The organism is Pseudorhodoplanes sinuspersici (assembly GCF_002119765.1).
Classification (GTDB): domain Bacteria; phylum Pseudomonadota; class Alphaproteobacteria; order Rhizobiales; family Xanthobacteraceae; genus Pseudorhodoplanes; species Pseudorhodoplanes sinuspersici.
Genome location: NZ_CP021112.1, coordinates 5,133,833 through 5,160,617, shown reverse-complemented (window position 1 = coordinate 5,160,617; position 26,785 = coordinate 5,133,833). Strand labels below are relative to the sequence as shown.

The 26,785-nt window shown below is 60.3% G+C and carries 25 protein-coding genes; 16 read left to right on the top strand and 9 right to left on the bottom strand.

The features are described 5' to 3' along the window. The first annotated feature begins 194 nt into the window (after nucleotides 1-194). Nucleotides 195-2,615: a methyl-accepting chemotaxis protein gene (locus CAK95_RS25160; protein WP_086090409.1), complete on the top strand. Its 2,421-nt coding sequence runs from the start codon at nucleotides 195-197 to the stop codon at nucleotides 2,613-2,615. Nucleotides 2,616-2,645: 30 nt separating this feature from the next. On the opposite strand, the gene CAK95_RS25155 is transcribed toward CAK95_RS25160, so the two are convergent. From CAK95_RS25155 to CAK95_RS25140, 4 genes are all read right to left on the bottom strand, one after another. Further along, entirely contained in the window at nucleotides 2,646-4,118 is a 1,473-nt protein-coding gene (locus CAK95_RS25155; RefSeq protein ID WP_157699742.1) for a tannase/feruloyl esterase family alpha/beta hydrolase, read from the bottom strand. A gap of 504 nt (nucleotides 4,119-4,622) precedes the next feature. Then, nucleotides 4,623-5,459: a CmcJ/NvfI family oxidoreductase gene (locus tag CAK95_RS25150; RefSeq protein WP_086090407.1), complete on the bottom strand. Its 837-nt coding sequence runs from the start codon at nucleotides 5,457-5,459 to the stop codon at nucleotides 4,623-4,625. Between the two features lie 128 nt (nucleotides 5,460-5,587). Beyond that, nucleotides 5,588-7,648, bottom strand: coding sequence for a bifunctional aldolase/short-chain dehydrogenase (locus CAK95_RS25145; protein ID WP_086090406.1), 2,061 nt, complete (start codon nucleotides 7,646-7,648; stop codon nucleotides 5,588-5,590). Between the two features lie 144 nt (nucleotides 7,649-7,792). Continuing rightward, nucleotides 7,793-10,912, bottom strand: coding sequence for an Rne/Rng family ribonuclease (locus tag CAK95_RS25140; RefSeq protein WP_086090405.1), 3,120 nt, complete (start codon nucleotides 10,910-10,912; stop codon nucleotides 7,793-7,795). A gap of 830 nt (nucleotides 10,913-11,742) precedes the next feature. On the opposite strand from CAK95_RS25140, the gene CAK95_RS25135 reads away from it, so the two are divergent. Further along, the gene (locus CAK95_RS25135; protein ID WP_086090404.1) at nucleotides 11,743-12,129 is read left to right on the top strand and encodes a DUF3597 domain-containing protein; all 387 of its coding nucleotides are present in this window, start codon (nucleotides 11,743-11,745) and stop codon (nucleotides 12,127-12,129) included. A 234-nt stretch (nucleotides 12,130-12,363) separates the two neighbouring features. Here the strand turns inward: CAK95_RS25135 and CAK95_RS25130 are convergent, their stop codons facing one another. After that, the gene (locus CAK95_RS25130; protein WP_086090403.1) at nucleotides 12,364-12,666 is read right to left on the bottom strand and encodes a hypothetical protein; all 303 of its coding nucleotides are present in this window, start codon (nucleotides 12,664-12,666) and stop codon (nucleotides 12,364-12,366) included. A gap of 96 nt (nucleotides 12,667-12,762) precedes the next feature. Here CAK95_RS25130 and CAK95_RS25125 point away from each other — a divergent pair, with 96 nt between their 5' ends. Next, nucleotides 12,763-12,966: a hypothetical protein gene (locus tag CAK95_RS25125; protein ID WP_086090402.1), complete on the top strand. Its 204-nt coding sequence runs from the start codon at nucleotides 12,763-12,765 to the stop codon at nucleotides 12,964-12,966. A 253-nt stretch (nucleotides 12,967-13,219) separates the two neighbouring features. Further along, a complete protein-coding gene (locus tag CAK95_RS29415; RefSeq protein WP_157699741.1) occupies nucleotides 13,220-13,360 on the top strand; it encodes a hypothetical protein in 141 nt (46 codons plus the stop codon). A gap of 23 nt (nucleotides 13,361-13,383) precedes the next feature. Here CAK95_RS29415 and CAK95_RS25120 read toward each other — a convergent pair whose 3' ends face one another. Both CAK95_RS25120 and CAK95_RS25115 read right to left on the bottom strand, forming a co-directional pair. Further along, nucleotides 13,384-13,644, bottom strand: a complete 261-nt coding sequence (locus CAK95_RS25120; RefSeq protein ID WP_086090401.1) for a PilZ domain-containing protein — start codon at nucleotides 13,642-13,644, stop codon at nucleotides 13,384-13,386. A gap of 179 nt (nucleotides 13,645-13,823) precedes the next feature. Next, a complete protein-coding gene (locus CAK95_RS25115) occupies nucleotides 13,824-14,048 on the bottom strand; it encodes a hypothetical protein (RefSeq protein WP_086090400.1) in 225 nt (74 codons plus the stop codon). 600 nt (nucleotides 14,049-14,648) lie between these two features. On the opposite strand from CAK95_RS25115, the gene CAK95_RS25110 reads away from it, so the two are divergent. The 12 genes from CAK95_RS25110 to prfB all read left to right on the top strand — a co-directional run bounded on the left by CAK95_RS25110 (nucleotide 14,649) and on the right by prfB (nucleotide 24,264). After that, nucleotides 14,649-14,837: a hypothetical protein gene (locus CAK95_RS25110; protein ID WP_086090399.1), complete on the top strand. Its 189-nt coding sequence runs from the start codon at nucleotides 14,649-14,651 to the stop codon at nucleotides 14,835-14,837. A 98-nt stretch (nucleotides 14,838-14,935) separates the two neighbouring features. Continuing rightward, nucleotides 14,936-15,259: an ArsR/SmtB family transcription factor gene (locus CAK95_RS25105; RefSeq protein ID WP_086090398.1), complete on the top strand. Its 324-nt coding sequence runs from the start codon at nucleotides 14,936-14,938 to the stop codon at nucleotides 15,257-15,259. After that, nucleotides 15,256-15,687, top strand: coding sequence for an SRPBCC family protein (locus tag CAK95_RS25100; protein ID WP_086090397.1), 432 nt, complete (start codon nucleotides 15,256-15,258; stop codon nucleotides 15,685-15,687). Before CAK95_RS25105 ends, CAK95_RS25100 begins: the two co-directional genes overlap by 4 nt. Nucleotides 15,688-15,849: 162 nt before the next feature. Further along, nucleotides 15,850-16,071 (top strand): hypothetical protein, encoded by a 222-nt coding sequence (locus tag CAK95_RS25095; protein ID WP_086091650.1) that lies wholly within the window; start codon nucleotides 15,850-15,852, stop codon nucleotides 16,069-16,071. Between the two features lie 9 nt (nucleotides 16,072-16,080). Next, nucleotides 16,081-16,602: a DUF1801 domain-containing protein gene (locus CAK95_RS25090; RefSeq protein ID WP_086090396.1), complete on the top strand. Its 522-nt coding sequence runs from the start codon at nucleotides 16,081-16,083 to the stop codon at nucleotides 16,600-16,602. A 62-nt stretch (nucleotides 16,603-16,664) separates the two neighbouring features. Further along, the gene (locus tag CAK95_RS25085; protein WP_086090395.1) at nucleotides 16,665-17,096 is read left to right on the top strand and encodes a hypothetical protein; all 432 of its coding nucleotides are present in this window, start codon (nucleotides 16,665-16,667) and stop codon (nucleotides 17,094-17,096) included. Between the two features lie 149 nt (nucleotides 17,097-17,245). Then, nucleotides 17,246-17,929 (top strand): alpha/beta fold hydrolase, encoded by a 684-nt coding sequence (locus CAK95_RS25080; protein WP_157699740.1) that lies wholly within the window; start codon nucleotides 17,246-17,248, stop codon nucleotides 17,927-17,929. A gap of 85 nt (nucleotides 17,930-18,014) precedes the next feature. Then, on the top strand, nucleotides 18,015-18,341 hold the full coding sequence (locus CAK95_RS25075) for a hypothetical protein (RefSeq protein WP_086090393.1): 327 nt from the start codon (nucleotides 18,015-18,017) through the stop codon (nucleotides 18,339-18,341). A gap of 27 nt (nucleotides 18,342-18,368) precedes the next feature. Next, complete coding sequence (locus CAK95_RS25070; RefSeq protein WP_086090392.1) at nucleotides 18,369-18,848, top strand: DUF1801 domain-containing protein; 480 nt, start codon at nucleotides 18,369-18,371, stop codon at nucleotides 18,846-18,848. Between the two features lie 175 nt (nucleotides 18,849-19,023). Continuing rightward, nucleotides 19,024-20,310 (top strand): N-acetylmuramoyl-L-alanine amidase, encoded by a 1,287-nt coding sequence (locus CAK95_RS25065; RefSeq protein WP_086090391.1) that lies wholly within the window; start codon nucleotides 19,024-19,026, stop codon nucleotides 20,308-20,310. Between the two features lie 223 nt (nucleotides 20,311-20,533). Continuing rightward, a complete protein-coding gene (locus CAK95_RS25060; RefSeq protein WP_086090390.1) occupies nucleotides 20,534-23,014 on the top strand; it encodes a penicillin-binding protein 1A in 2,481 nt (826 codons plus the stop codon). Nucleotides 23,015-23,132: 118 nt separating this feature from the next. Then, nucleotides 23,133-24,264, top strand: a protein-coding gene (gene prfB, locus CAK95_RS25055) for a peptide chain release factor 2 (RefSeq protein WP_120265370.1) whose coding sequence is annotated in 2 segments (ribosomal slippage) — nucleotides 23,133-23,201 and nucleotides 23,203-24,264 — 1,131 coding nt in all. Because the reading frame shifts where the segments join, the coding sequence is not laid out codon by codon here. 381 nt (nucleotides 24,265-24,645) lie between these two features. Here prfB and CAK95_RS25050 read toward each other — a convergent pair. After that, nucleotides 24,646-26,055, bottom strand: coding sequence for a M23 family metallopeptidase (locus tag CAK95_RS25050; protein ID WP_425349638.1), 1,410 nt, complete (start codon nucleotides 26,053-26,055; stop codon nucleotides 24,646-24,648). A gap of 101 nt (nucleotides 26,056-26,156) precedes the next feature. Continuing rightward, complete coding sequence (gene bcp / locus CAK95_RS25045; protein ID WP_086091649.1) at nucleotides 26,157-26,627, bottom strand: thioredoxin-dependent thiol peroxidase; 471 nt, start codon at nucleotides 26,625-26,627, stop codon at nucleotides 26,157-26,159. Between the last annotated feature and the right edge of the window lie 158 nt (nucleotides 26,628-26,785).

The following is a 26,785-nucleotide window of genomic DNA, read 5'->3' as shown; positions in this document are numbered from 1 at the left end:
ATAAAAAACCATAATAATGCCGGAACGTCATACCTTGTTAGGACTCGATTTACCACAAGCGTTCAGAGTTCCCGCAACGTTTGGTTGATACAGCCGGAAGGCTTCCGGCTGTATGAGGTGAATGAGACACCGTCGAAAGGGCGACTGTGTCTGTCCATATCGGGGCGGCCGGAGAATCCGGCTTGGGGGTTAGAATGAAAGCTCTGGGCGCGCTGAAGTCAGCAATTTCTTGGCTCAATCCCATTAAGGTTTTTCGATCGCTGTTTCGTTCAGGCATTGGCTCAAGGCTGCAGCTTGCATTTGGTGCAGCGGCGTTGATGACGGTGATTGCCTGTGCTGTTTCGATTTTTTCCTTCTGGAGCACCGAAGGCGACGTCCAGCAGATCGCGCATCGTGAAGTGCCGCTGATGACCGAGGCGCAAGGCCTCTCTGTGATGTCGGGTGAAATATCCGCGGCCGCTGCACGCTTTGTGAGCGCCACGACCGTTCGCGATCAGCGCATTATCGCTTCGCAGATCGACGATCGCAGCATGCAGATGCGTGCATTGATCGACAAGGTCCGGCAGGGCACCAGCAAGGAGGCCTTCAGCGCGGTCGACATGGCATCACGGTTGCTGGAAAACAATCTGTCGGAGCTCGACACCGTGATGGTGTCGCGATCGAATTTGCGCGCCCAGATCGAGCGCAAGATCGAAGCACTGCACAAGCTACATACCAAGCTCACCGACATCATCACCCCGATCGCCGACAAGGCCTATCTTGACGCGCTCAACCGTGCCGAAGGCACCGGCAATACGCATCTGAATGCGCTCCGCAATGCGCTGGAACTGAAGGCCCAGACCCATCAGGTCGTCAGCCTGCTCAGCGCCGGCGCCGCCGTGCGCGAGCAAAACGGCATGCAGCCGCTGGTCGATCAGTTCACGATGTCGAGCTTGCTGCTGATGCAGGCCGCCCAGGCCGTGCGCAATGCCGAGGTGACCAAGGATATCGATACGCTTCTGGAATTTGGTCGTAGCAACGATGGCATTTTCACGCTCCGCTCTCAGGAATTGAACGTCAATGCCGGTGCGGCGCGCGCGATCGACGAAAACGTCAAGGTGCAGAAGCAGCTCGATCAGGCCGTGTCAAAGCTGGTCGGCGAGACCAAGAGCGGCATGACGGCCGGCATCGACCGTCTTGTCAGTCAGCTCGAAATGAGCCGCTGGCTGCTGCTCGCCATTGCCGGCATCAGCCTCCTGGCTGCCGGTGCGATCGCGGTCTTCTACGTTCAGCGCAACATCGTTCGTCGCCTGGTCGCCTTGCGCAACACCATGCAGATGCTGGCCAGCGGGCAGAATGACGTCGCCGTTCCCGCCGTGAAGGACAAAGACGAACTCGGCGAGATGGCGCGTTCTGTCCTGGTCTTCCGCGATGCGGCGATCGAGAAGGAGCGGCTTGAAGTCGAGGCTGCGGAATCGCGGCGTGCCGCCGAAGAGGAACGCGAGCGCAACGACGCGGCGCGTGCGGAAGCCGCACGTCAGGTTGCGGAAGTGGTTGATGGTCTTGGCCGCGGCCTCGAACGCCTCGCGCAGGGCGATCTGACCTATCGCGTCCACGACAACTGGGCGGACGAATATCAGAAGATCCGTGACGACTTTAACGGCGCGATCGGCCAGTTGCAGGACACGCTGACCGCGATCGTCGAATCGACCCGCGAGGTATCTAACGCCTCGGCGGAAATTTCCACCAGCACCACCGATCTGTCGCAGCGCACGGAAGAGCAGGCGGCGAGCCTCGAGCAGACCTCTGCGTCAATGGAAGAGATTTCGGCCACGGTTCGCAAGAATGCCGAGAATGCGCAGCATGCCGACGGCCTGATGCGCGGAACGCGGCAGGTTGCCGATCGCGGCGGCGAAGTTGTGTCACAGGCGGTTGCGGCGATGTCGCGGATCGAGGATTCCTCGCGCAAGATTTCCGACATCATCTCGGTCATCGACGAAATCGCGCGGCAGACCAACCTTCTCGCGCTCAATGCCGCGGTTGAAGCCGCGCGCGCCGGCGAAGCGGGCCGTGGTTTCGCGGTTGTCGCGTCCGAAGTGCGCAGCCTCGCTCAGCGTTCGTCACAGGCCGCGAAGGACATCAAGGACCTGATTGTCAATTCATCCAATCAGGTCGGTGAGGGCGTGCAGCTCGTCAACCGCGCCGGCGACTCGCTGAAGGATATCCTGTCATCTCTCAATCAGGTCGCGGCGATTGTTGCCGATATCGCGCATGCGTCCGCCGAGCAGGCGTCGGGAATCGATCAGATCAACCGGGCGCTGAATCAGATGGATGAGGCGACGCAGCAGAACTCGGCACTGGTCGAGGAAAATGCGGCGACGGCGAAGACGCTGGAACATCAGTCCACGGCGCTGGATGGCCGCGTTGCGGCTTTCCGGTTGCGCGACGGCGACGGTTATATGGAAGAAGCCGAGGAGGATATGCAGGCCGAGCCAGCGCCTGTGGTCGCAGCTCCGGTCCGGTCACGCGCAACGCCGACGGTGCGGCGGGCCGCGCCGGTCGTGCGTGGCAATGCGCGGCAGATGCAGTCGGCCCTTGCGACCGCGGTTGCACGAGATCAGTGGGAAGAGTTTTAGATCACCACGGCATGTAGCTTCCTGCGCTGCCTATTCGGTGGCGCAGGTGAAGCTATCAGCGTCTTTTGGATCGCCTGATCCTTTGTATTGCGGCCAAGCTGGATATCGGCACATCGGCCGTGCCGCAATCGTCGCAAAGGGGGCTTTTGTCTCCTGCGCCACTTGCACGAGCCTGGACGGCGGCTCGTTCTTCAAAACCCATTGATCGATCGTCGCAAGCAGATCGACGCCACGGGCCAGCGGCGCGCCATTTGCGCCGTTGCCGCCGCCCGCATGATTGGCGCCGGGTGTCACATAAAAGCGCATGAAGTGGTCGACCTCGGGCTGACCCATCTTGGCAACGACGCTTTTGTAGTAGTCCACGCCGGCATTCGGGCTTTGCGCCAGATCGGCCATGTTCTCCTTGAGGATCAACTTGCCGCCGCGGCGTGCGAAGGCGGACAGATCGGGATTAGTCGAATCCATCAGGGCTGAGATTTTCAACACCTGGTCTTTGTAGGCCGCAGGGGTGATATCGCGCGGGTCTTTTGAAGGATCACGGGCGATGAAATAGCGCAGCATGCCCGAGCCGTAGTACCAGATGCGGCCTTGTTCGGCGACGGTGGAGGGGAGTGGGTGCTGGGGTGGCTTCGGACCGGTCATCCAATACGTCATGCCGTCTACTTGATCCTCACCGCCGTAGTTCCAGCCGGGATAGGATGTGATCCCGTTGGCGAGGGGGAATGGAAATTCGAAGCGCGTGCGCACGGTCTCGACAGTGTTGATCTGCGCATCGGACAAACAGGTGTCGCCGGTGTCCTTGCCGTCGGGGCAGCGCAGGTTCTTCGGGCTCATCACTTTCGCGCAGGTCTCGTAGCGGCTGACAATCCCGTCCTTGAGCCCGTCGCTGGCGTCACAGGCGGCGAGCACGGCCTCATGCAGGAGCTTGACCTTGGCCGGATTGAGCCAACCGCCATCCATTTGCGTGAGACCCGTGCGTGCCCCCGAGAATTGCAGTCCCACCCAGTTGATTACAGGCACGACACTGACGATGCCGTCGAAGTCGGCGGGGTAGCGCTGTGCCATCGTCAGGCCTTCACGCCCGCCTTCGGACCCGCCGTAGAAATAGAGCTTTTCGGGTGCCCGGCCATAATGCAGCCGGGCGACCTCAACCGCGACATCGCGCACTTTCTTATAGGCAGCATGCGCGAAGTTTTCGAGCGCTTCGTCGTTTAGCGCGAATTCCTGGATTTCTTTCTGCTTCGCATTGTCATGCCCCGAATCGGTGCCGTACGTCATGAAACCGCGCGCGACCGGCGGTGGCAGGTCGAGAGGAGCGTCGCGTAACGGGGCAAGGCCGGTGATGAGCACGCCGTTAAAGCCGCCTCCGCCATATTGCACGGCGCGTCCGTTCCATTGCGCGGGCAGGTTGATCTGGAATCGGATGGGCGGCGCGTTGGGATCGAGAGGCGCAATCGCGCCAAGCAACTTGCAGAACGCGACTGTGGGCTCCGGCCCAGACATGGTCGCCGGCATCGTCGTTGTTGTGGCTGAAACGATTGTTGGGTTACCGGCAGGAAGCCCGATCTGCGTTCGGGCGATCGTCCGGCCTTGCAGACTTTCACAGGATTGCGCTGGCGAAGTTTGCGCGTGTGCGGCAGTGAGAGATGTTGCAACGATAAGACCGGCCGAAAGGCCCAGAGCATGATACCGAAAAGTGCGAAGCGGTCTTCGGACGATATCATGCTCTGACTTTTGAGAATCGATCACGTTTATGATTTTGGATCGATTAGATGCAAAATCATCGTGATCTAGTATCCGGATCATGATGTCCTCGCCTGAAAAATATTATCAGCCGGCGCGTCGAGGCGCCGTTATGCGCAAGATTTCAGTGCTTGCGCGCAGAGTCAACGATCTGAAAAATCGCAGCCTGTCGCTACACATTCAGCGTGTCGCGCTGATTGCATCAGGGAAAGAGTATTCTCCGTTCGCTTTGGTCCTTCGGAGCCGAACGGGAGAATATTGGAATCAGAAAAACGCCAGCGTCCGGATCTCGATGCTCTCGCGCGGTCGCGCATTCGGCGGCGCGCTTGGGTCGTCAAAGGCCGTATGCGCGCTCCAGCGGGCGCGGCCGTCCTTCAGCGAATCATAGACCTTGAACACGATCGCCTCGTCGCGCCGCATCAGCGGGAACCAATACCATTGGTGCGCCGGATTGTAGGTGATCGCATAGGTTTGGCCGATGCGGTTCGGATAACGCCGTTCGGAGATGATCAGATCGTCCGGCGAGATGCTGCGCGCGTCGCACATGGCCAGCGGAAAGCTCTCCACCGGAAGGCGGATTGGCCGCCAGACCTGGATGATGGCAAAGCGGCGGGAGAGGAGGTCCTCCGCCTCATCCGGCAGGATATCGCGCACGCGCTGGGGACCTGACCATTCCGTATAGTCGTTGTGCACCCGTGGCACGACCTCGCGGATCTTGCGCGCCTCGCGCTCTGCCTCGTCTGCGGTGCGCAAGGTATGATCGAAGACCACGACGCGTTTTGCGCCGCTCTGCGCTTTGATCAGCGCTTCCATCTCGGGATAATAGACCTGCCGGATTTCGTTCTCGTCGAAGAAATCCTTGACCTTCGTATCGTGATCGACAAACCGGAAGCCCTCGCGATCGAGCGAGAATTCGTTTGCCAGCGGCCGGCCGTTGCGGATGGTGACCGGGTGTGGATCCTGCGTACCGCCAGCCCGGGTGTCGGCCGCGCCGCCTTCGCTCATGGTTTGGGTGAAGATCTTCTCCCCGTTGTTGAGCATGTAATTGAGCGTCGCCTCGACGAATTGCGGCTCGGTTTGCTGTCGTACGGCCTGGGCCATGGCGATGCCTCCACATTGCTAAAGCATTAACTTAAGGCGAGGGGATGGGGCATGAAAGAGTGGCGCCATCCTATTGTTCAGGCGATCTTGGACGGGCTTGCTGCGCCAAGCGACCCGGCGAGAAGAATTTACCGCAAGGCCGCCGCGATATTGCCGCCGTCAACGGTGGTCACATCGGCGGTGGTCTTCAGCGCCAGCGCCTGATGCAGGAACGCTTGCGCCACATCGTCGGCAGTCACTTCCCGCTGGAGGAGATTGCCGGACATATAATCCTTCTCGGAAAGGCCCCGCGCCTGCGCGCGTGAGGCAATCATTTCCTCGTTGAGCAGGCCGGAGCGGATACGGTCGGCATTCACGGCATTGGCACGAATGCCGTCGGCGCCGTAATCGAGTGCGTATTGGCGGGCGAGAAACAGGGTGGCGGCTTTCGGCAAACCATAGGGACCGAAATTCGGCCCCGGATTGATCGCCTGTTTCGATGTATTGAAGAGCAGGCACCCGCCGGTGCCCTGCGCCAGCATGATACGCACGGCATTCTGTGCCACGCGCTGATGCGAGAAGAAGTTCAGTTCGAAACTCTTGCGCAGTGTTTCGTCATTGACCTCGCCGATGCGGCCTTGCCAGGCCCCGCCGGCATTCGACACGACGATGTCGACACCGCCGAAAGTCTCGGCGATCATGTCGAACGCCGCGCGGACCGACGCATCGTCGGTCACATCGCAGGGAAGACCGAGCGCCGCGCCGTCGATTGCCTTGGCCTTGTCTTGGGCTGCATCGCCATCGAGATCGAGCAGGGCGACTTCCGCGCCAGCCGCAGCAAAAGCTTTCGCCGTCGCAAAGCCGATGGCACCGGCGCCTCCCGTGATCACCGCGATCTGGCCGGCGAGCGGCGGTTCTTTGGCGCCGCCGAGCTTGGCCTGTTCCAGCGACCAGTATTCCATGTCGAACATGTCCTCTTCGCCGATCGGGGAGAAGCGGCCGATCGCTTCAGCATCGGTGATCCCTTCGACCGCAGCCTCGGCGAGATCGGCGGCGACCTTCGCCGCTTTCTTCGAGCGGCCAAGGCCGAACAGGCCGAGGCCCGGCACGAGGATAACGCGCGGCGCCGGATCGAGCATCGTCTTGGTGCCGCCGGCGCGATCATTGTTGCGGGCGAAGTACGCCTTGTAATGGTCGATGAATTCGCCTGCAGCAATCTTGGCCGCCTGCTTGAAATCGGCGAGCTTGCCGCCGTCGGGAGCCGGCACGATCATCGGCCAGTTCTTAGTGCGGATGGTGTGGTCGGGCGTGATGACGCCGACGCGCGCGTAGCGCTGCACATCGGCGCCATCGACGAAATTGCGGATCGCATCGCTCGTGCGGAAATCGAACACCAGCCGCTTCCACGCGCCCTCGATCTTTGCATCGGGCAGGGCGACCGCACCGCGAAGGATCGGTGCGATCTCGGACAGCGCGCCGGCGCTCTGCGGCAATTGCGCGGTGACGAATACGGACTTGCGATTCTTCCGCAGCCGTTCCTCGGCAAGCGTGACCATGTCGATCATGCGCTCGTAAGCCTGCCGCGCGTCGTCGCCGAAGGTGAAGATGCCGTGCTTGTCGAGGATCAGGCCTTCGACCTTCGGGTTTTTATCGAACACCTCACCCGCTTCCTTGGCGAGGCCAAAGCCCGGCATGACATAGCGCACGAAGCCCATGCGGCCGTTATAGATCTCCTCGCACAAGTCGCGGCTGTTGGGCTGATCGACGATGCCGAGCACGGCGGTGGAATGCGTGTGGTCGATGAAGGTGTGTGGGAGAAACGTGTGCAGCAGCGTTTCGACGGACGGGTTGGGCGACGTCGGATCGATCAGGTTGGCGCGCTGCACTTTCACCATGTCCTCGTCGGACAAGGCATCGCGCATGCGCAGCTTGCGCAAATTTTCGAGCCGCACCGCCGGCAGGCCCGCCGGTTCGATGTTGCCCATGTCCCAGCCCGAGCCTTTCACACACAGGACCTCGGTGTCGTCCCCGTTCAGGTCGCGCAGGCGCATTTTAACCGAAGTATTGCCGCCACCATGCAGGACAAGCTTTGGATCGCGGCCGAGCAGGCGTGTGGTGTAAACGCGGAGCGCGAGATCAGGCGCAATGCCCGCCTTGGCGTAATGCGCGACGGTGACCTGCGCGTCGCGTTCGACCCACGCGCTTTTCATGGCTTGCTCCGACTGATCTGTTCGGTTTTAAGCGGCCTGCATGAGCTTGGCCACGGGCAAGTCTACGCTGGTCGCGGCTCTAACAAACGCAGGGCCGGTTAAAAAAAAGCAGGCTGTTTGCACAGCCTGCCTTTGATGTTCATGTCAGATACGCTTTGACCACCAGCCAAACCGCCGCGGCTTCTCCTGCGTCGCCGTCTCGGCAGCAGGCTCGGCAGATTCAACCGGAGCCGATGTGGGCGGCGGAGCCGGCGGCGCATAGGTCGGCGCTGCTTCTCCGTTCGAAGAATACACCGGTGGCGCTTCGCGAACCGTCGAGCGGCGCCGAACAACGGGCTGTTCGCGTTCGGCCGGTGCCTGCGGTGCCTCGAAGGCCTGAGAAGCGGGGGCGGGTTCGGCAGCCGGTGTTTCAGCGATCAGTGGCTGCGGTTCGTCCTGCGGAGAGGAGCCAGTGTTTTCGATGGCAAGAACCGCATCCTGCACCGCCTCTTTGTCGACCGGCTCGTCATGCTTTGCGGCAATGTCGTCGCGGGCAACGTCCTCACCAGACGCTTCATCACCAGTTGCGTCGTCAGGCTGACCATCGCGATCACGGCGATTGCGGCGTCCACCCCGGCGGCCGCGCCGGCGGCGTCGCCTGTCGCCTTCGCTATCGCCGTCAGCGGATGCGGTGGCATCCTCGGCTGCAGCTTCGCCGTCGGAAGAAACGGCTTCACCCGCCGCGATCTCATCGCCTTCGGACGGCACGGCGGACGCTTCCGCCTGTTCACGGCCTTCGCCATCGCGACCGCGGCCGCGGCGTCCACGGCGACGCTTGCGGCGGCCGGTCGGTTCCTGCTGCTCCTGCGCCTCCGCGGTTTCTTCGCCTTCGGCTTCGAGTTCGTCGAGGACTTCATCCTCGACCACCTCGATATCCTCGTCCTCGGCATAAACCGGAATCGAATCCGGCTTGATGGTCGCAGCGATGGCCTTGGCCTGATCCATCGACATCACCTGCTCGCCGCGATCGATGGCGAAGGAGGGGTGTCCGGTCAGCGTCGGATCGACCGTCACCGCGATCGTGATCTTGAAGCGCTCTTCCAGCATGCGCAGATGCGCGCGCTTGTGGTTGAGCACGTAGATCGCGACGTCGGAGCGCGAGCGCACGATGAGATTGTGAGTTGCGCCCTTGAGCAGCGTCTCTTCGACGCCGCGCACGAGCTGCAACGCCACCGACGAGACGGCGCGGACATGGCCGGTACCGCCGCAATGCGGGCAGGTTTCGGTCGAACTCTCCAGCACCGACGAGCGGATGCGCTGGCGCGACATTTCCATCAGGCCGAAATGCGAGATGCGGCCGACCTGGATACGGGCGCGGTCGCTCTTCAGCGCGTCTTTGAGCTTGCGTTCGACCGACCGGTTGTTGCGGCCTTCGTCCATGTCGATGAAGTCGATCACGATCAGGCCGGCAAGGTCGCGCAACCGGAGCTGCCGTGCGATTTCGACCGCCGCTTCGGAATTGGTCTTGGTCGCCGTGTCCTCGATCGAATGCTCGCGCGTGGCGCGTCCTGAATTCACGTCGATCGCAACCAAAGCTTCGGTCTGGTTGATGACGATATAGCCGCCCGACTTGAGCTGCACGGTCGGCTGGAACATCGCATCGAGCTGCGACTCGATACCGTAACGGGTGAAGATCGGCTGCGCATCGCTGTAGGGCACAACGCTCTTCACCGCGCTCGGCATGAGCATGCGCATGAAGTCTTTGGCCTCGCGATAGGCGGCTTCGCCTTCAACCACGATCTCTTCAATGTCTTTGTGATAGAGGTCGCGGATTGCGCGCTTGACCAGCGAGCCTTCCTCGTAAACGAGGGTGGGGGCGGTGGATTTCAGCGTCAGGTCGCGCACCGTTTCCCACAGCCGCAACAGATATTCGAAGTCGCGCTTGATCTCGATCTTGGTGCGGGCCGCGCCGGCGGTGCGCAGGATCACGCCCATGCCCTCCGGCACCTCAAGCGCCTCGGCGATTTCCTTCATGTGCTTGCGGTCTTCCGCATTGGTGACCTTGCGGGAGATGCCGCCGCCACGCGCGGTGTTGGGCATCAACACCGAGTAACGGCCGGCGAGTGAGAGGTAGGTGGTCAGCGCAGCGCCCTTGGTGCCGCGCTCTTCCTTCACCACCTGCACCAGCATCACCTGGCGGCGCTTGATGACTTCCTGGATCTTGTAATGGCGGCGATAGCGCGGAGCGCGCTCCATCACCTCTTCGATGGCATCGCCACCGACCGATTCGACGACTTCTTCCTCGTCCGACTCTTCCGATTCCTCACCATCGTCGTCGTCGTTTTCATCGTCACCATTATGATCGGTGCTGCGATCTTCATGATCGGTGCTGCGATCGTCGCTGGCATGATCGTCTGCGCCATGCTCGTCGTCAGTGCTGGCGTCGGCCGCAATGCCCGGTGCGTCTTCAGCCGTTTTGTCGGCATTGTCATTGTCGGCATCGTCATTGTCGTACGCCGCCGAAACGGATTCAACCGGAACGCCCGCATCATATTCCACGGCCGCGGCGCTGGCGGGGCTCGCTTCCGGAGCGACGCTCGCTTCCGAGGCTTCGCTGGATGGTTCTTTCGCTTCCGGCTGCTCGGATGTTTGCGGCGTCACCGGCTCTTCGGACACCTGTGGTGTGACGTCCTGCGGCTGCGGTTCGCCTGACGTGGCTTCGGCGACGGTCTCACCAGCCTCGCGGGAATATTCCTGCTGTGTGAACTGGTCGCCGTTATCATTCAGCACCTGTTCTGGCGCATCGCCCTCGAACGAATGGTGCGGCGCTTCCTTGTCGATGACCGGCGTTTCCGTCTGTCCTTCGATGACATCGCTGCGCACGACATCGCGGTTGCGATTGCGATTGGAACCGCGACGGCTGTGACGGCCGCGGCGTCCACCGCGCCGCTCGCCTTTGCTCTGGGCGCCGCCATTGTCGTCTTCGTCGTCGGTGTGCGAGCGACGCTCGTCTTCCAGCAGCGCCTGCCGGTCGGCGACCGGGATCTGGTAATAGTCGGGATGGATTTCCGAAAAGGCCAGGAAGCCGTGACGGTTACCGCCGTAGTCGACGAAGGCCGCCTGCAGCGAGGGCTCTACACGGGTGACTTTGGCGAGATAGATATTGCCGCGAAGCTGCTTGCGGCTTGCGCTTTCAAAGTCGAACTCCTCGACACGGTTGCCGCGCAGGACGACCACCCGGGTTTCTTCCGGATGGGTCGCGTCGATCAGCATTTTGTTGGACATCGAATGTTCTCTGGGCCCCGGGCGGCGCCGCGTGCGTCAACGTCCAGGGCCGATGCGTGCTGGCATGCAGCAGGCTAGCCTGGAGAATCGGAACGTGGCGCGGGCGAGGGGACAATGGTGTGACTGAATGTTTGGATGCTGAAGTCGTGCGCGGTCCGGTCTCGCGGACATGTCCGCTTTCTAGAGAACCGATCCTGGCTTCCACCTGCGCCATCACTTCAATACCCGTGGCGGGGCGGCCCTTCGCGTTGACGCGCGGCCGCGGTTTAGTCCTTCGCTCAGGGTTTCTGCATGGCGCCTGACTTTGGCGCCCCTTCCGGTCGTCCTTGCGATCCAATACTGAATCCCAAGATACAAATTTTCTCGACACCGGCTGGTCGGGTCATCCGCCGCCTGCAACGTGGCAGGGGGTCGGTTTGGGACCCTTACGCCCGCCACCTCTGCGTCCGGACCTCTTGCCGGAGCCTCTCCGAGACGGGCGTGCCGGGTGCCTGAACGCGGCACGAACCGGAACTGTGCAAACCATAAGCAGACTCTTATTAAGACGCGGATGCATGGATAGCAAGTGAGCAGTGCGCACCGCAGCCATCATTTTATGGGTTAACCCATTCTTTTTACGAGATTTTCTGCTTCATCGGCGCCGCCGCAGGTATCCGGAGGAGCCTGCACGTCATCCCGATGTATTGATCGCGTCATATGAGGGAACGGCGAAAACCGGGCGATGATGCGACGATTTCCGCCAAAATTGAGTTACACTGAACACGTGCCTGGGGCGCTTGCTCGATGAGAGAATCGGTGTTCGGAGGCGACGGCAAGCAGGAGAGAACAAGATGAGTATTTTCGGGAAGATTATGTCGACGATTTTCGGCTCCAGCACTTCGGCCGCGAGTACCGGTTCGGCTGCGGCGCCGGCCGATAGCGGCGCGACGACAGGCGCGGCTGGTGGCGGGACCATGTCGGAGGTCGATGTCGAGAAGGTCGTATCGGAAATGGCGGCCAAGAAAAAAGAGAAGCTCGACTGGAAGAAGTCGATCGTCGACCTGATGAAGGTCCTTGACCTCGATTCAAGCCTCAAGGCCCGTCAGGAACTCGCCAAGGAACTTAAATATACCGGTGACATGAATGACTCCGCCAAGATGAACATCTGGCTGCACAAGCACGTGATGAAAAAGCTGGCCGAGAATGGTGGCAAGGTGCCGGCCGATCTCAAGGACTGATCGCTTTCAGTCTGCAGTTAACGAAGCCCCCGTGCGCGATGAGCGCCGGGGGTTTTTGTTTGCCACGGGGCGCTGCGTCTATAGCGAGCGTTTGCAAAAGGATCTCACCCACATCATCGGCAAGGTGTTGTGCAACTGAGCACAGACTACGCCGTGGCGGGTGTCACTGATTAACTCGGTCATTGACGCACCCGCTCAGCCATTGGCGCGATGAAGTCGCGCACGGATCCACAATCATGCAACGCTGGCGATCAATGCCCACACGATGACGCCGATGCGGGACAGCAGAGCCCAGCTTGCAGATCCGCGATAATGGCCGGCGCTGCGCCACACTGCGACAACGGCGAAAAGATTGTAGGGAAGTGGCATGAAGTGAAGCGCGAGCGCGACGAGACCTGCCGCGCCCATCGACAGCGCCGCCAATGACGCGAATGTGGTCACGAGATTCAGCAGCGTCCCATAGCAGATCGCATATTCCCAGAAGGCGCGCGGCAGCGGTGTTCGTCCGTTCCACAGATCTGAAATGACCTTCTGCATTCCAATCCTTGTGTTGTGCGCGGAACTTTATCCAGTGTCGGAAGTTCCATAGCGCGCGGGAGTTGCAAACGGAGCCCATTTGCTGAAGGAGGCATCATGGCAAGGCAATCAAGCGGTGCATTGTCGAAAATCGCCTCGCGCGTCTTGCAGGGTGCAAAGGCGACGCAGCGCGAAGTTATGCAGCTTGCGGCGTCTGTTCTCAGCCAGGATGAGACGCGCAGCACGCGCAAGGCCAAGAAGCGGAAAGCCACGAAGCGGCGAACAACGACGCGCAAGGCGAAAGCCAAGAAGCGAAAATAACAACACGCGCGATCACGACGGCGAGACCATGCCTTGTAAACATGCACTGCGGGTAAACGTGTCTTGCGGGCATAGCGTTCGCGCTCCGTTCCAGAAGAACGAATCGGGGCGACGCTTTCGTCCCGGTTCAAGCGGTTAACAAAGTCTTCCGCGTGTCATCGAAAATAGTCTTTGTCGCGATAACGTCGGACAATGACGTCAGAAACATCCGTTACCCCGGCACCTTGCCTCATGCTCTTCAAGACAATCCGTCATGAATCAAACAAGGCTTTACGTGATCCTCGCCGTTGCGCTCGGTCTGCTCGTCGGGTTTGTGCTGGTGATGTACCTGCTGCGGCCGTCGCCGCCGACTTTCAATGCGGATTATCGTCCCGCACTGTCGCGTGCGGTCTGAAGGCCCGATGGCAATGCAAGAAGCTAGGTGACGAATTTCACACCGACCGACCGTCCATGTTTCCAGCGGACCTCGCAATGTCGGCCGGCGCGGCTGGCGCGCGAGAAGGTGAGGCTGAAACGCTTCGGCAGCCGGTCCGTCTGATCGATATTCAGCCGTGCACCATCATCGGACATGTCAATGACGGTGCAGGGCCGCAGCGCGAAGTCGCCGTCGAACACAAGCCAGGCCTGTTTGTCGACGCGCCGGCGCGAGGGGCGCGTTTTTCGTCCAAAGGGAAGCATGAGCAAGCAACACCGGCGATGCCGCTTCAGTTTCACTTGCCTACAGTTTTAAGAGATGGGCGGCAGTCGAAGCGTTGCGACGCGCTTGGCTGGGCAAAAGCCCGGCTCACCTCGCGGTAGCCGGGCTTCGAGCGGCAAAGCGCTTAAAGGTCACGTCTGCGGAAGGGCCCGCGGGGCTATTAGTAGCCGTAACCGTAGGACTTATAGCCGTAGGACTTGTAACCGTAAGACTTGTAACCGTAGCTGTAGGACGGGGTGTAGTGATAGCTGTTGTACGAAGGCGCATAGTACGAGCGGTAGCCATAGCCGTAGCCATATCCACCTGCCGAAGCGGCGGTCGGTGCGAGGGCAGCCGTGACCAGAGCGGCGCCGGCGGCAAGTGCGAGAACGGTGTTGCGGATCATTGGTTTAGTCCCCTGTTTGCAGATGCGACCATCACATCCTGAACATGGGTCGATCCGGCCCGCGTTTCGGTTCAAAGCGTATATCCGGAAAAGCGAAAAAATTGGCGCTGGACATAGATCCTGCCGCCGCGGACTACCGTCCACGCATCTGCCGTCGACCCATAGCACAGGTGGTCGGCAGCTTGGCGCGCTCCAAGCGGCGGTGCCAGTAATCCGCAAGCCGAAGTAGTCGCAGACGTTGATCCTCATCGCCGGTCTGCTCTGCCATGTGGCGGTATTCCAATTCGTGACGCCGACACTCGTCGATCTCGTTTCGGTTCGCTCTCATACAAGTTCAAAAAGAAATGCCGGGCAACGTTCCGGTGGCGCGATGCGATGGGCGTCGATGTGGTGAATGAGCATTAAAATGCGCGGCCCGTCCATTAACCGCAGCCGTGAGTGGTGACGCGCCAAACCGGTCCCTGCGTTTTTAACGGGTGAGAGCGTGGTGTCCCGCGCGCCGGGCTTTTTTCTGTACAGGGAACGGTATGCTCACATAGCACCACCGGCGCCTTCGGCGTGCCAGCTACATTGCTGCGCCGGCTCAGACATCCAGCGGAAATGAAGCGAAAAGAGGCTGCTGCAGCCTATGCAGATGAATTGCGCCGGCTGGCCCGTAGAGCGTTCTTGGAAGCCATGCGTCCGGAGAACCTGGCGCTGGCTGACTTATTTCGCGCGATGGGAAGGGAGTATCTCGCCAAGGCGGAGCGACTGAGCCGGATTTGCAACGGATCAGCTGACGGCGATTGAGACCCCTTGCGGCATACTCGCTACTCACGGTCACGCTTGACTGATTCATATCTCGGTGGTTATAGGTCTATCAATAACCAGCGAGTTATCGATCAAAAATGCCCAACGCCCACGATGTGCTGTTCAGAACGCTCGCCGATCCGACGCGGCGGGCGCTCTTCGAGCGATTGTGCCGCGAAGGCGAGCAGACCGTTGCGGCCCTGACGGCGCGGGCCGGGGTCTCGCAACCGGCCGTCTCCAAGCATCTGGGGGTTCTGAGGCAGGCCGGCCTGGTGCGCGACCGTCATGAAGGCCGCCAGACGCATTACAGCGCGCAGCTCGCAGCGCTTGCTCCGCTGATCGACTGGACCAGCCAGATGACCGGCTATTGGCAAAGCCGGTTCGACGACCTCGAATCCCTGCTCAAAAGGATGGACCAATGACCGAAACATCGGCCGAAACGCGCTCCGTCGTTGTCGAACGCGAGATTCCGCATCCGCCGGAAAAGATCTGGCGCGCGCTCACGCAACCGCACCTGATCGAGGAATGGCTGATGAAGAACGACTTCAAGCCGGTGGTGGGTCACCGTTTCAATCTGCGCGGAGAGTGGGGCGGCGTGCTGGATTGCGAGGTCCTCGCCATCGAGCCGAACCGAACGCTGTCCTATACGTGGAATTTTGCGCACGACGATGCAGCCTACGATCTGCGGAGTGTGGTGACCTTCACGCTCACGCCAACGCGCACCGGGACACATCTGCGCATGGAGCAGGTGGGCTTCCGGCCGGATCAGAAACAGGCTTACGGCGGCGCCAGGCACGGCTGGCAGCAGTTCTTTGAAAAGCTGGAGCAGGTCTTGATGCGAGCAGAGTAAGAACTTGTGGAGTGGGTTAGCGCCAAAGGCGCGTAACCCACCGGCTGAATTTGTTGCCAGTCCCGACGGTGGGGGGGCGGCGTGGAGCCTGTGCCCGGACGGCGCGAAGCGCCGATCCGAGTGCGCCTAACCAACCCCACGCTTCAGCTTAAGGAGATCACATTGACTTGGAACAACTGGGTTCGACAAATCCACCGCTGGCTGTCGATCGCCTTTACGGCAACAGTCATCGCCAACTTCGTGGCCATGGGATGGGGAGAACCACCCGCATGGGTGGTCTATTCGCCACTCCTCCCGTTGTTTCTGCTGCTGTTCAGCGGTCTGTACATGTTCATATTGCCGTATGCCGCAAAGCGGCGCAGCGCGCGAGGTGCCGGCGGTTAGGAGCGAACAATGGTGGGCAAGACATCCGTCAGGTCAACGAAGGCCGCAAAGAAGGCCGCCGTTAAACCGGTGGCTGCCAAAGCGGTCAAGCCGCGCAAGGCGGCGTCGAAGCCGCAATCCCGCGACTCCAAAAGTCCGGTCCTGCTTTCAGGCGGCAATCCGCAGATCGCGAAAGGTTATGGCGACGGACCTGTGCAGGCCTATATCGCGGCCATGCCGGGCTGGAAAAGAGATGTCGGGCGCCGTCTCGACGCGCTGATCGTGCGCACCGTTCCCGGTGTGCGCAAGGCGGTCAAATGGAATTCGCCGTTCTATGGCGTCGAAGACAATGTCTGGTTCCTCAGCCTTCACTGCTTCACGAAATACATCAAGGTAGCTTTCTTCCGCGGCGCGTCACTGCGACCTGTGCCGCCCGGTGAATCCAAGCATAAGGACGTGCGCTACCTCGACATCTACGAGGGCCAGCTCGACGACGCGCAGTTCGTCGATTGGGTGAAGCAGGCGAGCCAATTGCCCGGCGAACGCATGTGAGCGGGACGTGGCGAGGTGCGTACGTGATGTGAGCCGAGGTCGTCACGACTGGAGAAAAGGTGATGGAAACAGGCGTGAGAAGGTTTTTCGAGCGCTATGAGCAGGTCTTCAGAAGTGGTCTTCGCGGCGACTTGGACATGAATGAAGCGGCATCACTCTACGCGTCCGACTTCATAGCCGCCACGCCTGCGCGAGTCGTCGGCGGAAAGAACGACGAGCAACTCAAGCAAGTCATGGCGAAGGGGTATGAGCGCTATCGCGCCATGGGAATGAAGGACATGCGGCTTCGGAGGCTTCGCATTTCGACCATCGATCGACACCATTGCGTTGCGCATGCCGCGTGGACGGCAACATACGCACGCGAAGATCAGCAAGACACCGCAATAGACTTCGAGGTTCACTACTTTGTTCAGCAGCTGAATTCCGAACCAAAAGTGTTTGGATGGGTCTCGGGCGACGAGCAGGCGGTGCTCAGGAAACATGGCATCATCTAATATCCGCTCCCCGGCGATCAGCGGACATCCACGCCATTCCGTCGCACCATTGAGGGAAGGAACGTTCAATCGAAGAAAAAACGAAACTAGAGTTGGTAGGCGACCTTCGCGTTCGCAGTTATGGGGCCGGCGGCCCTCTGACTGTCGTCTTGCACGGCGGTCCGGCGGCCACAGGCAATGCAACGCCGATAGCTCAAGAGCTGGCGGACACTTTCCGCGTGTTGGAACCTTTTCAGCGCGGCAGTGGCGGAGATCCGCTTTCCGTCTCAACTCACATTGCCGATCTTCACGACATAATCGTTGCGCGCGCCGGCGGTGAACGGCCAGCCTTGGTCGGCGAGTCCTGGGGAGCGATGCTGGCGCTTGCCTATGCAGCCGCACATCCGGAAACTATTGGGCCGATCGCGCTCATCGGATGCGGCACTTTTGATGTTGTTGCACGAGCAAAGTTAGCGGCAACGCTCGAAGCCAGACTCGCGCGCGGGGAGAGCCTTTACGATTTCGCGCCTTTGGAAACAATCACGCAGAGCATTGACGACTCTCTTGACAAGGCCGCCCATCTGCAGACTTGGGAAGACATGATACGGCTGCAGCACGAAGGCGTTTATCCGGCGGCGTTCGCGGTCATCACTTCGCCCGTCCTCATGCTGCACGGTTCATACGATCCGCATCCGGGAAAAATGATTCGGGACAGCCTCATGCCTCATCTTTCCGAGCTTGAATATCGCGAATTCGATAAATGCGGCCACTCGCCCTGGATTGAACGCTTTGCGCGCGACAATTTCTTCGTCACCCTGCGCACTTGGCTGTCCAAGTTCGGCCAAACCGAGTGACCGTCTCGGCAATAGCGGATATCCACGGCCGTTCATTAGGTCGAGGGATTTATCAGCAATAGCAATTGTTGGAGTCAGCGCGCCAATGGCAGAATTCAGACTGGATGATGAAGACCCGATCTCGCCGGTGCGGATCACGCACAACTGCGAGCAACTTTGGGACGGCAACAGTCTGGAGCAGGACTACAATTATCTCGTCTATGAGTTTGAGACCGAGCAGCACCAATATAGCGCGCGGGCTTATCTGCATGAGATTCACACCGTCGCCGTCTACAGGCCATTCGAAAGGAATTCCGCTAGCCCTGCACCCTTGGAAGACGTTGAGATCGATCAGCGCGTGCTGGCGTATCTTCGCCGCCGCTACGCGGAGATCACAAGACTCAGCCCGACCGGCTATGTGCCGATTGAGTGAGTTCGACTCGAGCTAATGACGTCCACAATGAAGAATGCAACGGCACCCATGAAGAAGAGCAAAACCGCCCCGAAGAAAGAAAAAGCAGGAGACTGTCCCTCCCGCCTCATCGATGCGAAAATCGCGGCGCTCGGTGACTGGCGCGGCGAGACACTCGCGCGGGTTCGTGCGCTGATCAAGCAGGCCGATCCTGACATCGCCGAGGAGGTGAAATGGCGAAAGCCATCCAATCCCGCCGGCGTTCCGGTCTGGTCACACGACGGAATCGTCTGCACCGGCGAGACCTACAAGGACAAAGTGAAGCTGACTTTCACAAACGGTGCGTCGCTGGATGACCCTTCAGGTCTTTTCAACTCCAGCCTCGACGGCAATGTCAGGCGCGCCATCGATATCCATGAGGGCGACAAGATCAATGAGAAGGCGTTGAAGACGCTCATTCGCGCCGCTGTCACACTGAATACGTCGGCGCAGGCCGCCCGCGCTCGGAAAAAAACAAAGAGTGCTTGAGGAGCGTCATGAAAATCAGCCCCGGCCCGGGTCTTTGGCTTTGGTGACCACGGACCGGATTGGCCGAACGGCCCAGCATCCACCCCTTTTTAGCGTCTCCCGGCCGCCACACCTTTTTGGGATCGAACCGAAGCCCGTAACAAGTCGTTAACCGTCTGCTCCTTAAGCGTTATGGATGAAGCGGGAGGGGCAAATCGTGACCGGCCGCTGGCGGACGACCATTCTTGCTGCCGCGTTGCTGACACTGGCGGGCGCTTCGCCCGTGCTGGCGCAAAGCCGCGCCCAGGCTCCGGCGGCACTTCCCGTTGCGACCGACATTCGCGTCGCCGGCGACGATCAATCGACCCGCCTGATCATGGACGTGACGCAGAATCTTGGCGTCCGCGCCTTCACGCTGGCTGATCCCTATCGGGTGGTTGTCGATATCCCGCAGACCATCTTCCAGCTTCCGCCGAAATCGGGCGATGCGGGGCGGGGGCTGATCAAGGCTTATCGGTTCGGCCTCGTGATGGCCGGCGGCTCGCGCATCGTCATTGACGTCACCAAGCCGGTGCGGATCGAGAAGGCGCAGGTGCTGGAGGCCAAGGACGGCCAGCCGGCGCGGCTGGTGCTTGATCTGACCGCGACCGACCGCGAAGCCTTCATGCGGCATCTGGCGCTCGACCGCACGGCGGTTCGGGCCAATGAAGCCATTCGCAAAAGCATCGATACGGTGGTTGCGGACAAGCCGTCCGGCGATGTGCGGCCTTTGATTGTGATCGATCCTGGGCATGGCGGGCCCGATACCGGCACCAAGGCCGGCGGCGGCGAGATCCTGGAAAAGGATGTGGTGCTCGGCTTCTCGACCGTGCTGCGCGATCAGCTTGAAAAGAGCGGACGTTATCGCGTGGTCATGACCCGCACCGACGACACCTTCATTCCACTGATCGATCGCGTGAAATTCGCCCGCAACCGCCAGGCGCAGCTTTTCGTTTCGATTCACGCCGATGCGCTGCCGAAGTCGGGAGGCGCTGTGCAGGGAGCGACGATCTATACATTGTCCGATACCGCGTCGGACGCGGAAGCCGCCAAGCTCGCCGAAGACGAAAACCGTTCGGATCAGATCGCCGGCATCGATCTTGGCAAGGAGCCGGGCGATGTCGCCGACATCCTGCTCGATCTGGCGCATCGCGAGACCAAGACGTTTTCCCATGCCTTCGCCCGGCTGCTGATCGGCGAGATGCGCAATGCCGTCCGCCTGCACAAGAAGCCGCTCAAGTCGGCGGGCTTTGTCGTACTCAAGGCGCCAGACGTGCCATCGGTGCTGATCGAACTCGGCTATATGACCAACAAGCAGGATCTGAAGCTGTTGACCTCGGATGCCTGGCGGGCCAAGACCGCCGCGACCATGGCGGAGGCGGTGGACCAGTTCTTCCGCACCCGAATCGCTGGGACCGAGGCGGGGCCTTCGGCGCGGCGTTGATAACGGGCAGATACGGTAATGGTCGTGGCAATGGTAATATTGACCTGCGGGGCCTCAGTTTGACCATAAAACCGCGCGACGAGGAAAAAGTCGGGCGGATGTGAGAGACGGTTCGCAAAAATCGCGGTATTATGCCCAAACGGCGCGGCAGAGTGCGGTGAGCATCGCCGGCGTGCCATCGTTTGGCGTATTTTGGTCTAACGTTGCCAGTGGTTGAACGATCATGAAATTGATGCTGCGCTTTTTCGGCTTCCTGTTCGCGGTCGGAACGATCCTGTTCCTGGTCGGGGTCGCCGGCGTCGCCGGCTTGATGTGGCATTACTCCAAGGACCTGCCGGATTACTCGCAGCTCCAGGATTACGAGCCGCCGGTGATGACGCGGGTGCACGCGACCGATGGATCGCTGGTCGCCGAATATGCGCGTGAGCGTCGTCTTTATCTGCCGATCCAGGCAGTGCCGAAGAGGGTGATCCACGCCTTCCTCTCGGCCGAAGACAAGAACTTCTACGAGCATGGCGGCCTCGATTTCAACGGCATGGCGAGAGCCGGCGCTCTGTATATCCAGAACTATGGCACCGGCCGCCGCCCCCAGGGCGCCTCCACGATCACACAACAGGTTGCGAAAAACTTTCTGTTGACCAACGAAGTGTCGTTCACGCGCAAGATCAAGGAAGCGCTGCTCGCGATGAAGATCGAGCGCGCCTACACGAAGGACAAGATCCTCGAACTGTATCTCAACGAGATCTATCTGGGCTTCTCGGCTTATGGCGTCGCTGCGGCTTCGCTGCTCTATTTCGACAAGTCGGTGCATGAATTGACGGTCGCGGAAGCGGCTTATCTCGCAGCGCTGCCGAAGGCGCCGTCATCGCTGCATCCTTTCCGTCAACGCGAGCGCGCGACCGAGCGCAGAAACTATGTCATCGATCGCATGGTCGAGAACGGCTATGTGAAGCCGGAAGAGGGCGAGAAGGCGAAGAAGGAGCCGCTTGCCGTCACCGCGCGCCCGACCGGATCGCACATCTTCGCGGCCGAGTATTTCGCCGAGGAAGTGCGCCGCGAAATTTACGACCGCTATGGTGAGAAGAAGCTGTACGAAGGCGGCCTTTCGGTTCGCGCGACACTCGATCCGAAGTTGCAGGCGCTGGCCCGCAAGGTGCTCACCGATGGCCTAACGAAATACGATGAGAACCAGGGCTATCGCGGCGCGGTTCAGAAACTCGACGTCACCGGCGATTGGGGGGTGAAGCTCGCCGAAGTGAAGGCCCTGTCCGATATTGGATGGAAAATGGCCGTCGTCCTCGAAACCTCCGATCAATCGGCCCGGATCGGCTTTCAGCCTGCGCGAGAGCCGGGTGGGGCTATTATGCGGGAGCGCCGCGTCGGTATCGTGCCGCTCGAAGGCGTGAAATGGGCAAAGGCTGCCTCCGGGCCGGGCCGCGGGCGGACTCCGAGCAAGGTCAGCCAGGTGCTCGAGCCAGGCGACGTGATTTATGTCGAGCCGCTGGCCGCAAAGGACGCGCAGCAGGAACAGAATGCGCAATATCGGTTGCGCCAGATTCCCGAAATCAGCGGGGCTATCACCGTGATGGATCCTAGGACCGGCCGCGTGCTGGCGCTCGTTGGCGGGTTCTCGTTCGATCAGAGCCAGTTCAACCGCGCGACGCAGGCGCTGCGCCAGCCAGGGTCGTCTTTCAAGCCGTTCGTCTACGCTGCTGCACTCGACAACGGCTACACGCCATCGACCGTCGTGATGGATTCGCCGATCGAGATCGATCAGGGACCGGGCTTGGGTATGTGGCGGCCAGAAAACTATTCGGCCGGCAAGTATTACGGCCCGCAAACATTGCGCTTTGGCATTGAGCATTCGCGTAACGTGATGACCGTGCGTCTAGCGCAGGATGTTGGCATGCCTCTGATCGCAGAATATGCCAAGCGCTTCGGCGTGTATGACGATCTGCCGCCGTATCTGTCGTTCGCGTTGGGCGCTGGCGAAACAACGACGCTGCGCATGACAGCCGCTTATTCGATGTTCGCTAATGGCGGACGTCGCATCAAGCCGACATTGATTGATCGGATCCAGGACCGCTATGGTCATACGATTTACAAGCACGATCAACGCGAATGCCGCGGTTGCGACGCCGAGCGCTGGTCCAATCAGCCTGAACCCACATTGGTCGACAGACGCGAGCAGGTCATCGATCCGATGACGGCCTATCAGATCACGTCGATGATGGAGGGTGTGGTTCAGCGCGGTACGGCGACGACGGTTCGCGAAGTCGGCAAGCCCGTAGCCGGCAAGACCGGTACCACCAACGACGAAAAGGATGCCTGGTTCGTCGCCTTCTCGCCGGATCTCGCGGTGGGGGTGTATCTCGGTTTCGACAAGCCGAAGTCGATGGGACGTGGTGCGACCGGCGGTCAATTGGCTGCCCCGGTCGTCCGCGATTTCCTGAAGGTCGCGTTGGCCGACAAGCCGGCCGTGCCGTTCCGCGTGCCGGCCGGAATCAAGCTGATCCGCATCGATCCGAAGAGCGGCATGCGCGCGGGTCCTGGCTCCGAGCGCGTGATCCTCGAGGCCTTCAAACCGGGAACGGCACCACCGGATTCCTATTCGGTGGTTGGCTACGACGGGGGCGGTGGCTACAGCACGAACCCGGCCGACTCCGACCGTTTCATCCGCTCGGGGACGGGTGGCCTCTACTAGGCGTGTTCTGCAAGTCCACGCCTGATATCCCAGGCGTGGACTCATCATTCACGGGCGAACGGGTTGCGTCTGCAACGGTCAGCCGTTAAATGCGGCTGCAATTGTGGCGGACAAAAATATGCGCGCTGAAACTGAAGCACTCGTAGAAGATATCAAGCGGTCAGTCGGACTGCTGAGGAGGCATCTTTGACTTCGATGCATCCAATGCCCGTCTTGCCGAACTGAATGCCCTTGCCGAAGATCCATCGCTTTGGAACGACCCACAGCGGGCGTCCAAGGTGATGCAAGAGCGCACGGCGCTCGAAGATCAACTCAACGCTATCGGTCGTATCCAGCAAGACCTCGATGATAATGTCGGATTGATCGAGCTTGGCGAAGCCGAGCAGGATCAGTCCGTCGTCACTGAGGCCGAGCAGGCTTTGCAGGCATTGAAGGCTGAAGCCGCACGCCGCGAACTTGAGGCGCTGCTGTCGGGCGAGGCTGACGCCAACGATACCTTCCTCGAAGTCCATGCCGGAGCTGGTGGTACCGAAAGCCAGGATTGGGCGAGCATGTTGATGCGCATGTTCGTGCGCTGGGCTGAGCAACACAAATACAAGGTCGAGTATCTCGAAGAATCGCCCGGCGAAGAGGCCGGCCTCAAATCGGCAACGGTGAAGATTTCCGGCCGGAATGCCTATGGTTGGTTGAAATCGGAAAATGGCGTGCACCGTCTGGTTCGCATTTCGCCCTTCGATTCCAATGCGCGGCGCCATACGTCATTCGCCAGTGTGAACGTTTATCCGGTGATCGACGATCGGATCCAGATCGACATCGACGAATCCCAGGTGCGCGTCGATACCATGCGCGCGAGCGGAGCGGGCGGTCAGCACGTCAACAAGACGGAATCGGCAATCCGCCTGACGCATATTCCGACCAATATCGTGGTCTACTGCCAGAATGATCGTTCGCAGCATCGTAATCGTGCGCAGGCATGGGACATGCTGCGTGCGCGATTGTATGAGCGTGAACTCAAGATCCGCGAAGAAAAGGCTGCTGCGGAAAACGCCGCCAAGACCGATATCGGTTGGGGACATCAGATCCGCTCTTACGTGCTGCAGCCTTATCAGATGGTGAAGGATCTGCGTACCGGCGTCTCCACGTCGGACACGGCCGGTGTTCTCAATGGGGATCTCGACCCGTTCATGGCTGCTGCGCTGGCGCAGAAGGCGTTCGGCGGTGGTCCGGAAAGTGTCGAAGACGTCGACTGACGTTCGGCAAGCCGCCGCTTGCGATGACATCAAATCGCGCCAGCATTTATGGGATATAACGCCCCGCGCTCAAAACGCAGTCTTGCGTTCATAATGGAGGCGTACGCAGCGGTATTTACTTAGCCGGGAGGGCCGAAGCGGGGCACTGCCTCACTGATGCTGCCCCTGGAGGCCCACCCCGGCAAGCCGTTCGTGTTGTTTAGCCGCTACGCAGCAGGCCGAACGAGTTCTTCGGCGATCATCGCGGCCAAATGTGCAGGTGGTTCCATCGCAACCTCCGTGCTCGTGGCGTAAACACGCAAAGACTGAATCATCTACAATGGAAGTCAAGTCACGAAAGGTCGCATTGTGCAAAGTTATTCGGCGGCGTTCGTTTGGAACTCAGCGAAGCTCGTTGAGGCCGAGACGAACGCCCGCACGCAAATATTTCTGCGGATCAACCGGATCGCCGTCGACGCGCGTTTCGTAATGCAGATGCGGACCAGTTGAACGGCCAGTTGAGCCGATCTTGCCGATGATCTGCCCGATCTTCACAGTCTGACCGAGCCTCACATCGATAGAGGATAAATGGGCGTAGCGTGTTGCCAGACCGTTGCTGTGCTCGACTTCAACCAGCTTGCCATAGCCGCCATTCACGCCGGCAATTGTTACCGTCCCGTTCGCCGTGACGCGAACGGGTTCGCCCGTATCGCCGCGCATATCGAGGCCGGTATGCATCGCCGGCGAGCGCAGGAAAGGATCCATGCGCATGCCGAAACCAGATGACATATCGATCTCGCCGCTGACCGGCTTTCGGATCGGAATGTCGTTTAGCGTGCGCGTCAGACGATCGACCTGCAATCGCGAAACCTGAATGCGAGAGAGCTGGCGTTCGAAGGATTTGTTGTCCGACGTGAGATTGGCGGGAACGTAAGGGCCGCCGACACCGGATGATGGTGCTGCAGCGGCTTTGCCAGTGTTGATGCCGATATCTGCAAGGGCGGAGCGGATGCGTTTTGCTTTGGCTTCAAAACTTTCTTCAAGTGCATTGAGCGCGCTGGCCTGTTTCGCTTCCAGCCTCTCAAGCGAATCTTGCACCCGCGCCAGCGCAGCTTCTAAGCCTCCGCGTGGCTTGTTTGAATTGCGCCAAGGGACAAAGGAACGCGCCTCTCGATCCGGAGCCGTTGCAGTGAAATCGGTATTGTCGATCGGGGAGGGCCTTAGCGACGATCTGCGCTGATGACCGCCCTTCGCCGGCTTTGGAATCGATCCCGTCGTCATCATATCTGGAAGAGCCGAGAGCGTCTCGGTGCGCTGCTCAAGCACGGCTTGTTTGCGGATCGCCTGGTCCAGCTTTTGCTCGAATTGCTCCTGATCGAGCAACTGACGGCTGGCAATGCGATCGACCTGGGCCCGCAATTCGGCAATACGATCCTCATAAGCGAATTGCATCTCGGCCTGGCGAGCGATCAACCGCTTCAGAACGTCATCATGGAAAGCAAAATAGGTGCCGGTCAGGACCGACCAGCCGGCCATAACGATCAATCCGCCGACAACAACCCAGAACGCAAACGGTCCCAGCCTGACCTGACGTCGACCGTGAGCCAGTGTGTAGTCGCCCCCGGCATGCTTGCGGCGAGGCGACTGAGCCTGCACGGGCGGGCGCTGTTGTAGGCGGGCATGTTGCGGAGGCACCGGTGCGTGTTGATAGAGCGGCCGGTGATGAGCGTCGGGAGCCTCGGAGGCCCAGCTATCTTGCGGTTGGGCGTAATGCCGATGTCGCGGAGGTTGATGAATGGACCGGTACGACATGAACATTTCCCGCCGGGCTCGTCGGACGGGCCGACGCTGAGAACAGCGTCGATTTCAGCCGTGTATGGTTAATTTTCCGCAAATGATTCAGTGCTAAGCCTCTATAATGCCTTGGCCGCTTCGAGGACCTCTTTCGCATGACCGGACACTTTGACCTTCGGCCAGATTTTGGCGATTCGTCCGTCCGGACCGATCAGGAAGGTCGTGCGGTTCACACCCATGTATTTCTTTCCGAACATCGATTTTTGGCCCCACACGCCGTAGGCTTCGAGCATGGCGTGGCTTTCGTCGGAGCCGAGCGCGACATTGAGATCATGCTTGGCTTGGAACCGATCGAGGGCTCGGACCGGATCGGCGGAAACACCGAGCACGCTGGTTCCGGCCTTTTCGAAGGCCGCCCTGAGTTGGGAAAAGTCGATGGCTTCCTGGGTGCAGCCGGGGGTGTCGGCCTTGGGATAGAAATAGAGGACGAGCTTGCGTCCCTTGAAATCGGCGAGAGAAATCTTGCCCCCGTCGCTGCCGGACAGGTTGAAGGCCGGAGCTTTGCCGCCGTCGACCAGAGCCTTTGTCATATGCCTTCCTTTCGTCGCTTTCAGCGGGTCAATCTGCCTGATCGGTCCCGCTTTTGGGCGAAAGCGGAGGGGCATGCAGGCATGTCCGGCCAAAACCGAATTCAGGTCAACCAGATCGGCGACGTTACAGCCGCCGGTCATACGGACAAGGGGATGTC

Excerpts from the sequence above, each read along its gene's own strand:
- CAK95_RS25130 (WP_086090403.1), bottom strand. The coding sequence starts at position 12,666 with ATGCAGAAGGTCATTTCAGATCTGTGGAACGGACGAACACCGCTGCCG.
- CAK95_RS25070 (WP_086090392.1), top strand. The coding sequence starts at position 18,369 with ATGAAGAATGCAACGGCACCCATGAAGAAGAGCAAAACCGCCCCGAAG.
- CAK95_RS25125 (WP_086090402.1), top strand. The coding sequence starts at position 12,763 with ATGGCAAGGCAATCAAGCGGTGCATTGTCGAAAATCGCCTCGCGCGTC.
- CAK95_RS25150 (WP_086090407.1), bottom strand. The coding sequence starts at position 5,459 with ATGGCCCAGGCCGTACGACAGCAAACCGAGCCGCAATTCGTCGAGGCG.
- bcp (WP_086091649.1), bottom strand. The coding sequence starts at position 26,627 with ATGACAAAGGCTCTGGTCGACGGCGGCAAAGCTCCGGCCTTCAACCTG.
- CAK95_RS25115 (WP_086090400.1), bottom strand. The coding sequence starts at position 14,048 with ATGATCCGCAACACCGTTCTCGCACTTGCCGCCGGCGCCGCTCTGGTC.
- CAK95_RS25105 (WP_086090398.1), top strand. The coding sequence starts at position 14,936 with ATGCCCAACGCCCACGATGTGCTGTTCAGAACGCTCGCCGATCCGACG.
- CAK95_RS25135 (WP_086090404.1), top strand. The coding sequence starts at position 11,743 with ATGAGTATTTTCGGGAAGATTATGTCGACGATTTTCGGCTCCAGCACT.
- CAK95_RS25110 (WP_086090399.1), top strand. The coding sequence starts at position 14,649 with ATGAAGCGAAAAGAGGCTGCTGCAGCCTATGCAGATGAATTGCGCCGG.
- CAK95_RS25100 (WP_086090397.1), top strand. The coding sequence starts at position 15,256 with ATGACCGAAACATCGGCCGAAACGCGCTCCGTCGTTGTCGAACGCGAG.
- CAK95_RS29415 (WP_157699741.1), top strand. The coding sequence starts at position 13,220 with ATGAATCAAACAAGGCTTTACGTGATCCTCGCCGTTGCGCTCGGTCTG.
- CAK95_RS25075 (WP_086090393.1), top strand. The coding sequence starts at position 18,015 with ATGGCAGAATTCAGACTGGATGATGAAGACCCGATCTCGCCGGTGCGG.
- CAK95_RS25090 (WP_086090396.1), top strand. The coding sequence starts at position 16,081 with ATGGTGGGCAAGACATCCGTCAGGTCAACGAAGGCCGCAAAGAAGGCC.
- CAK95_RS25145 (WP_086090406.1), bottom strand. The coding sequence starts at position 7,648 with ATGAAAAGCGCGTGGGTCGAACGCGACGCGCAGGTCACCGTCGCGCAT.
- CAK95_RS25060 (WP_086090390.1), top strand. The coding sequence starts at position 20,534 with ATGAAATTGATGCTGCGCTTTTTCGGCTTCCTGTTCGCGGTCGGAACG.
- CAK95_RS25140 (WP_086090405.1), bottom strand. The coding sequence starts at position 10,912 with ATGTCCAACAAAATGCTGATCGACGCGACCCATCCGGAAGAAACCCGG.
- CAK95_RS25065 (WP_086090391.1), top strand. The coding sequence starts at position 19,024 with ATGAAGCGGGAGGGGCAAATCGTGACCGGCCGCTGGCGGACGACCATT.
- CAK95_RS25085 (WP_086090395.1), top strand. The coding sequence starts at position 16,665 with ATGGAAACAGGCGTGAGAAGGTTTTTCGAGCGCTATGAGCAGGTCTTC.
- CAK95_RS25050 (WP_425349638.1), bottom strand. The coding sequence starts at position 26,055 with ATGTCGTACCGGTCCATTCATCAACCTCCGCGACATCGGCATTACGCC.
- CAK95_RS25160 (WP_086090409.1), top strand. The coding sequence starts at position 195 with ATGAAAGCTCTGGGCGCGCTGAAGTCAGCAATTTCTTGGCTCAATCCC.
- CAK95_RS25120 (WP_086090401.1), bottom strand. The coding sequence starts at position 13,644 with ATGCTTCCCTTTGGACGAAAAACGCGCCCCTCGCGCCGGCGCGTCGAC.
- CAK95_RS25155 (WP_157699742.1), bottom strand. The coding sequence starts at position 4,118 with ATGTCTGGGCCGGAGCCCACAGTCGCGTTCTGCAAGTTGCTTGGCGCG.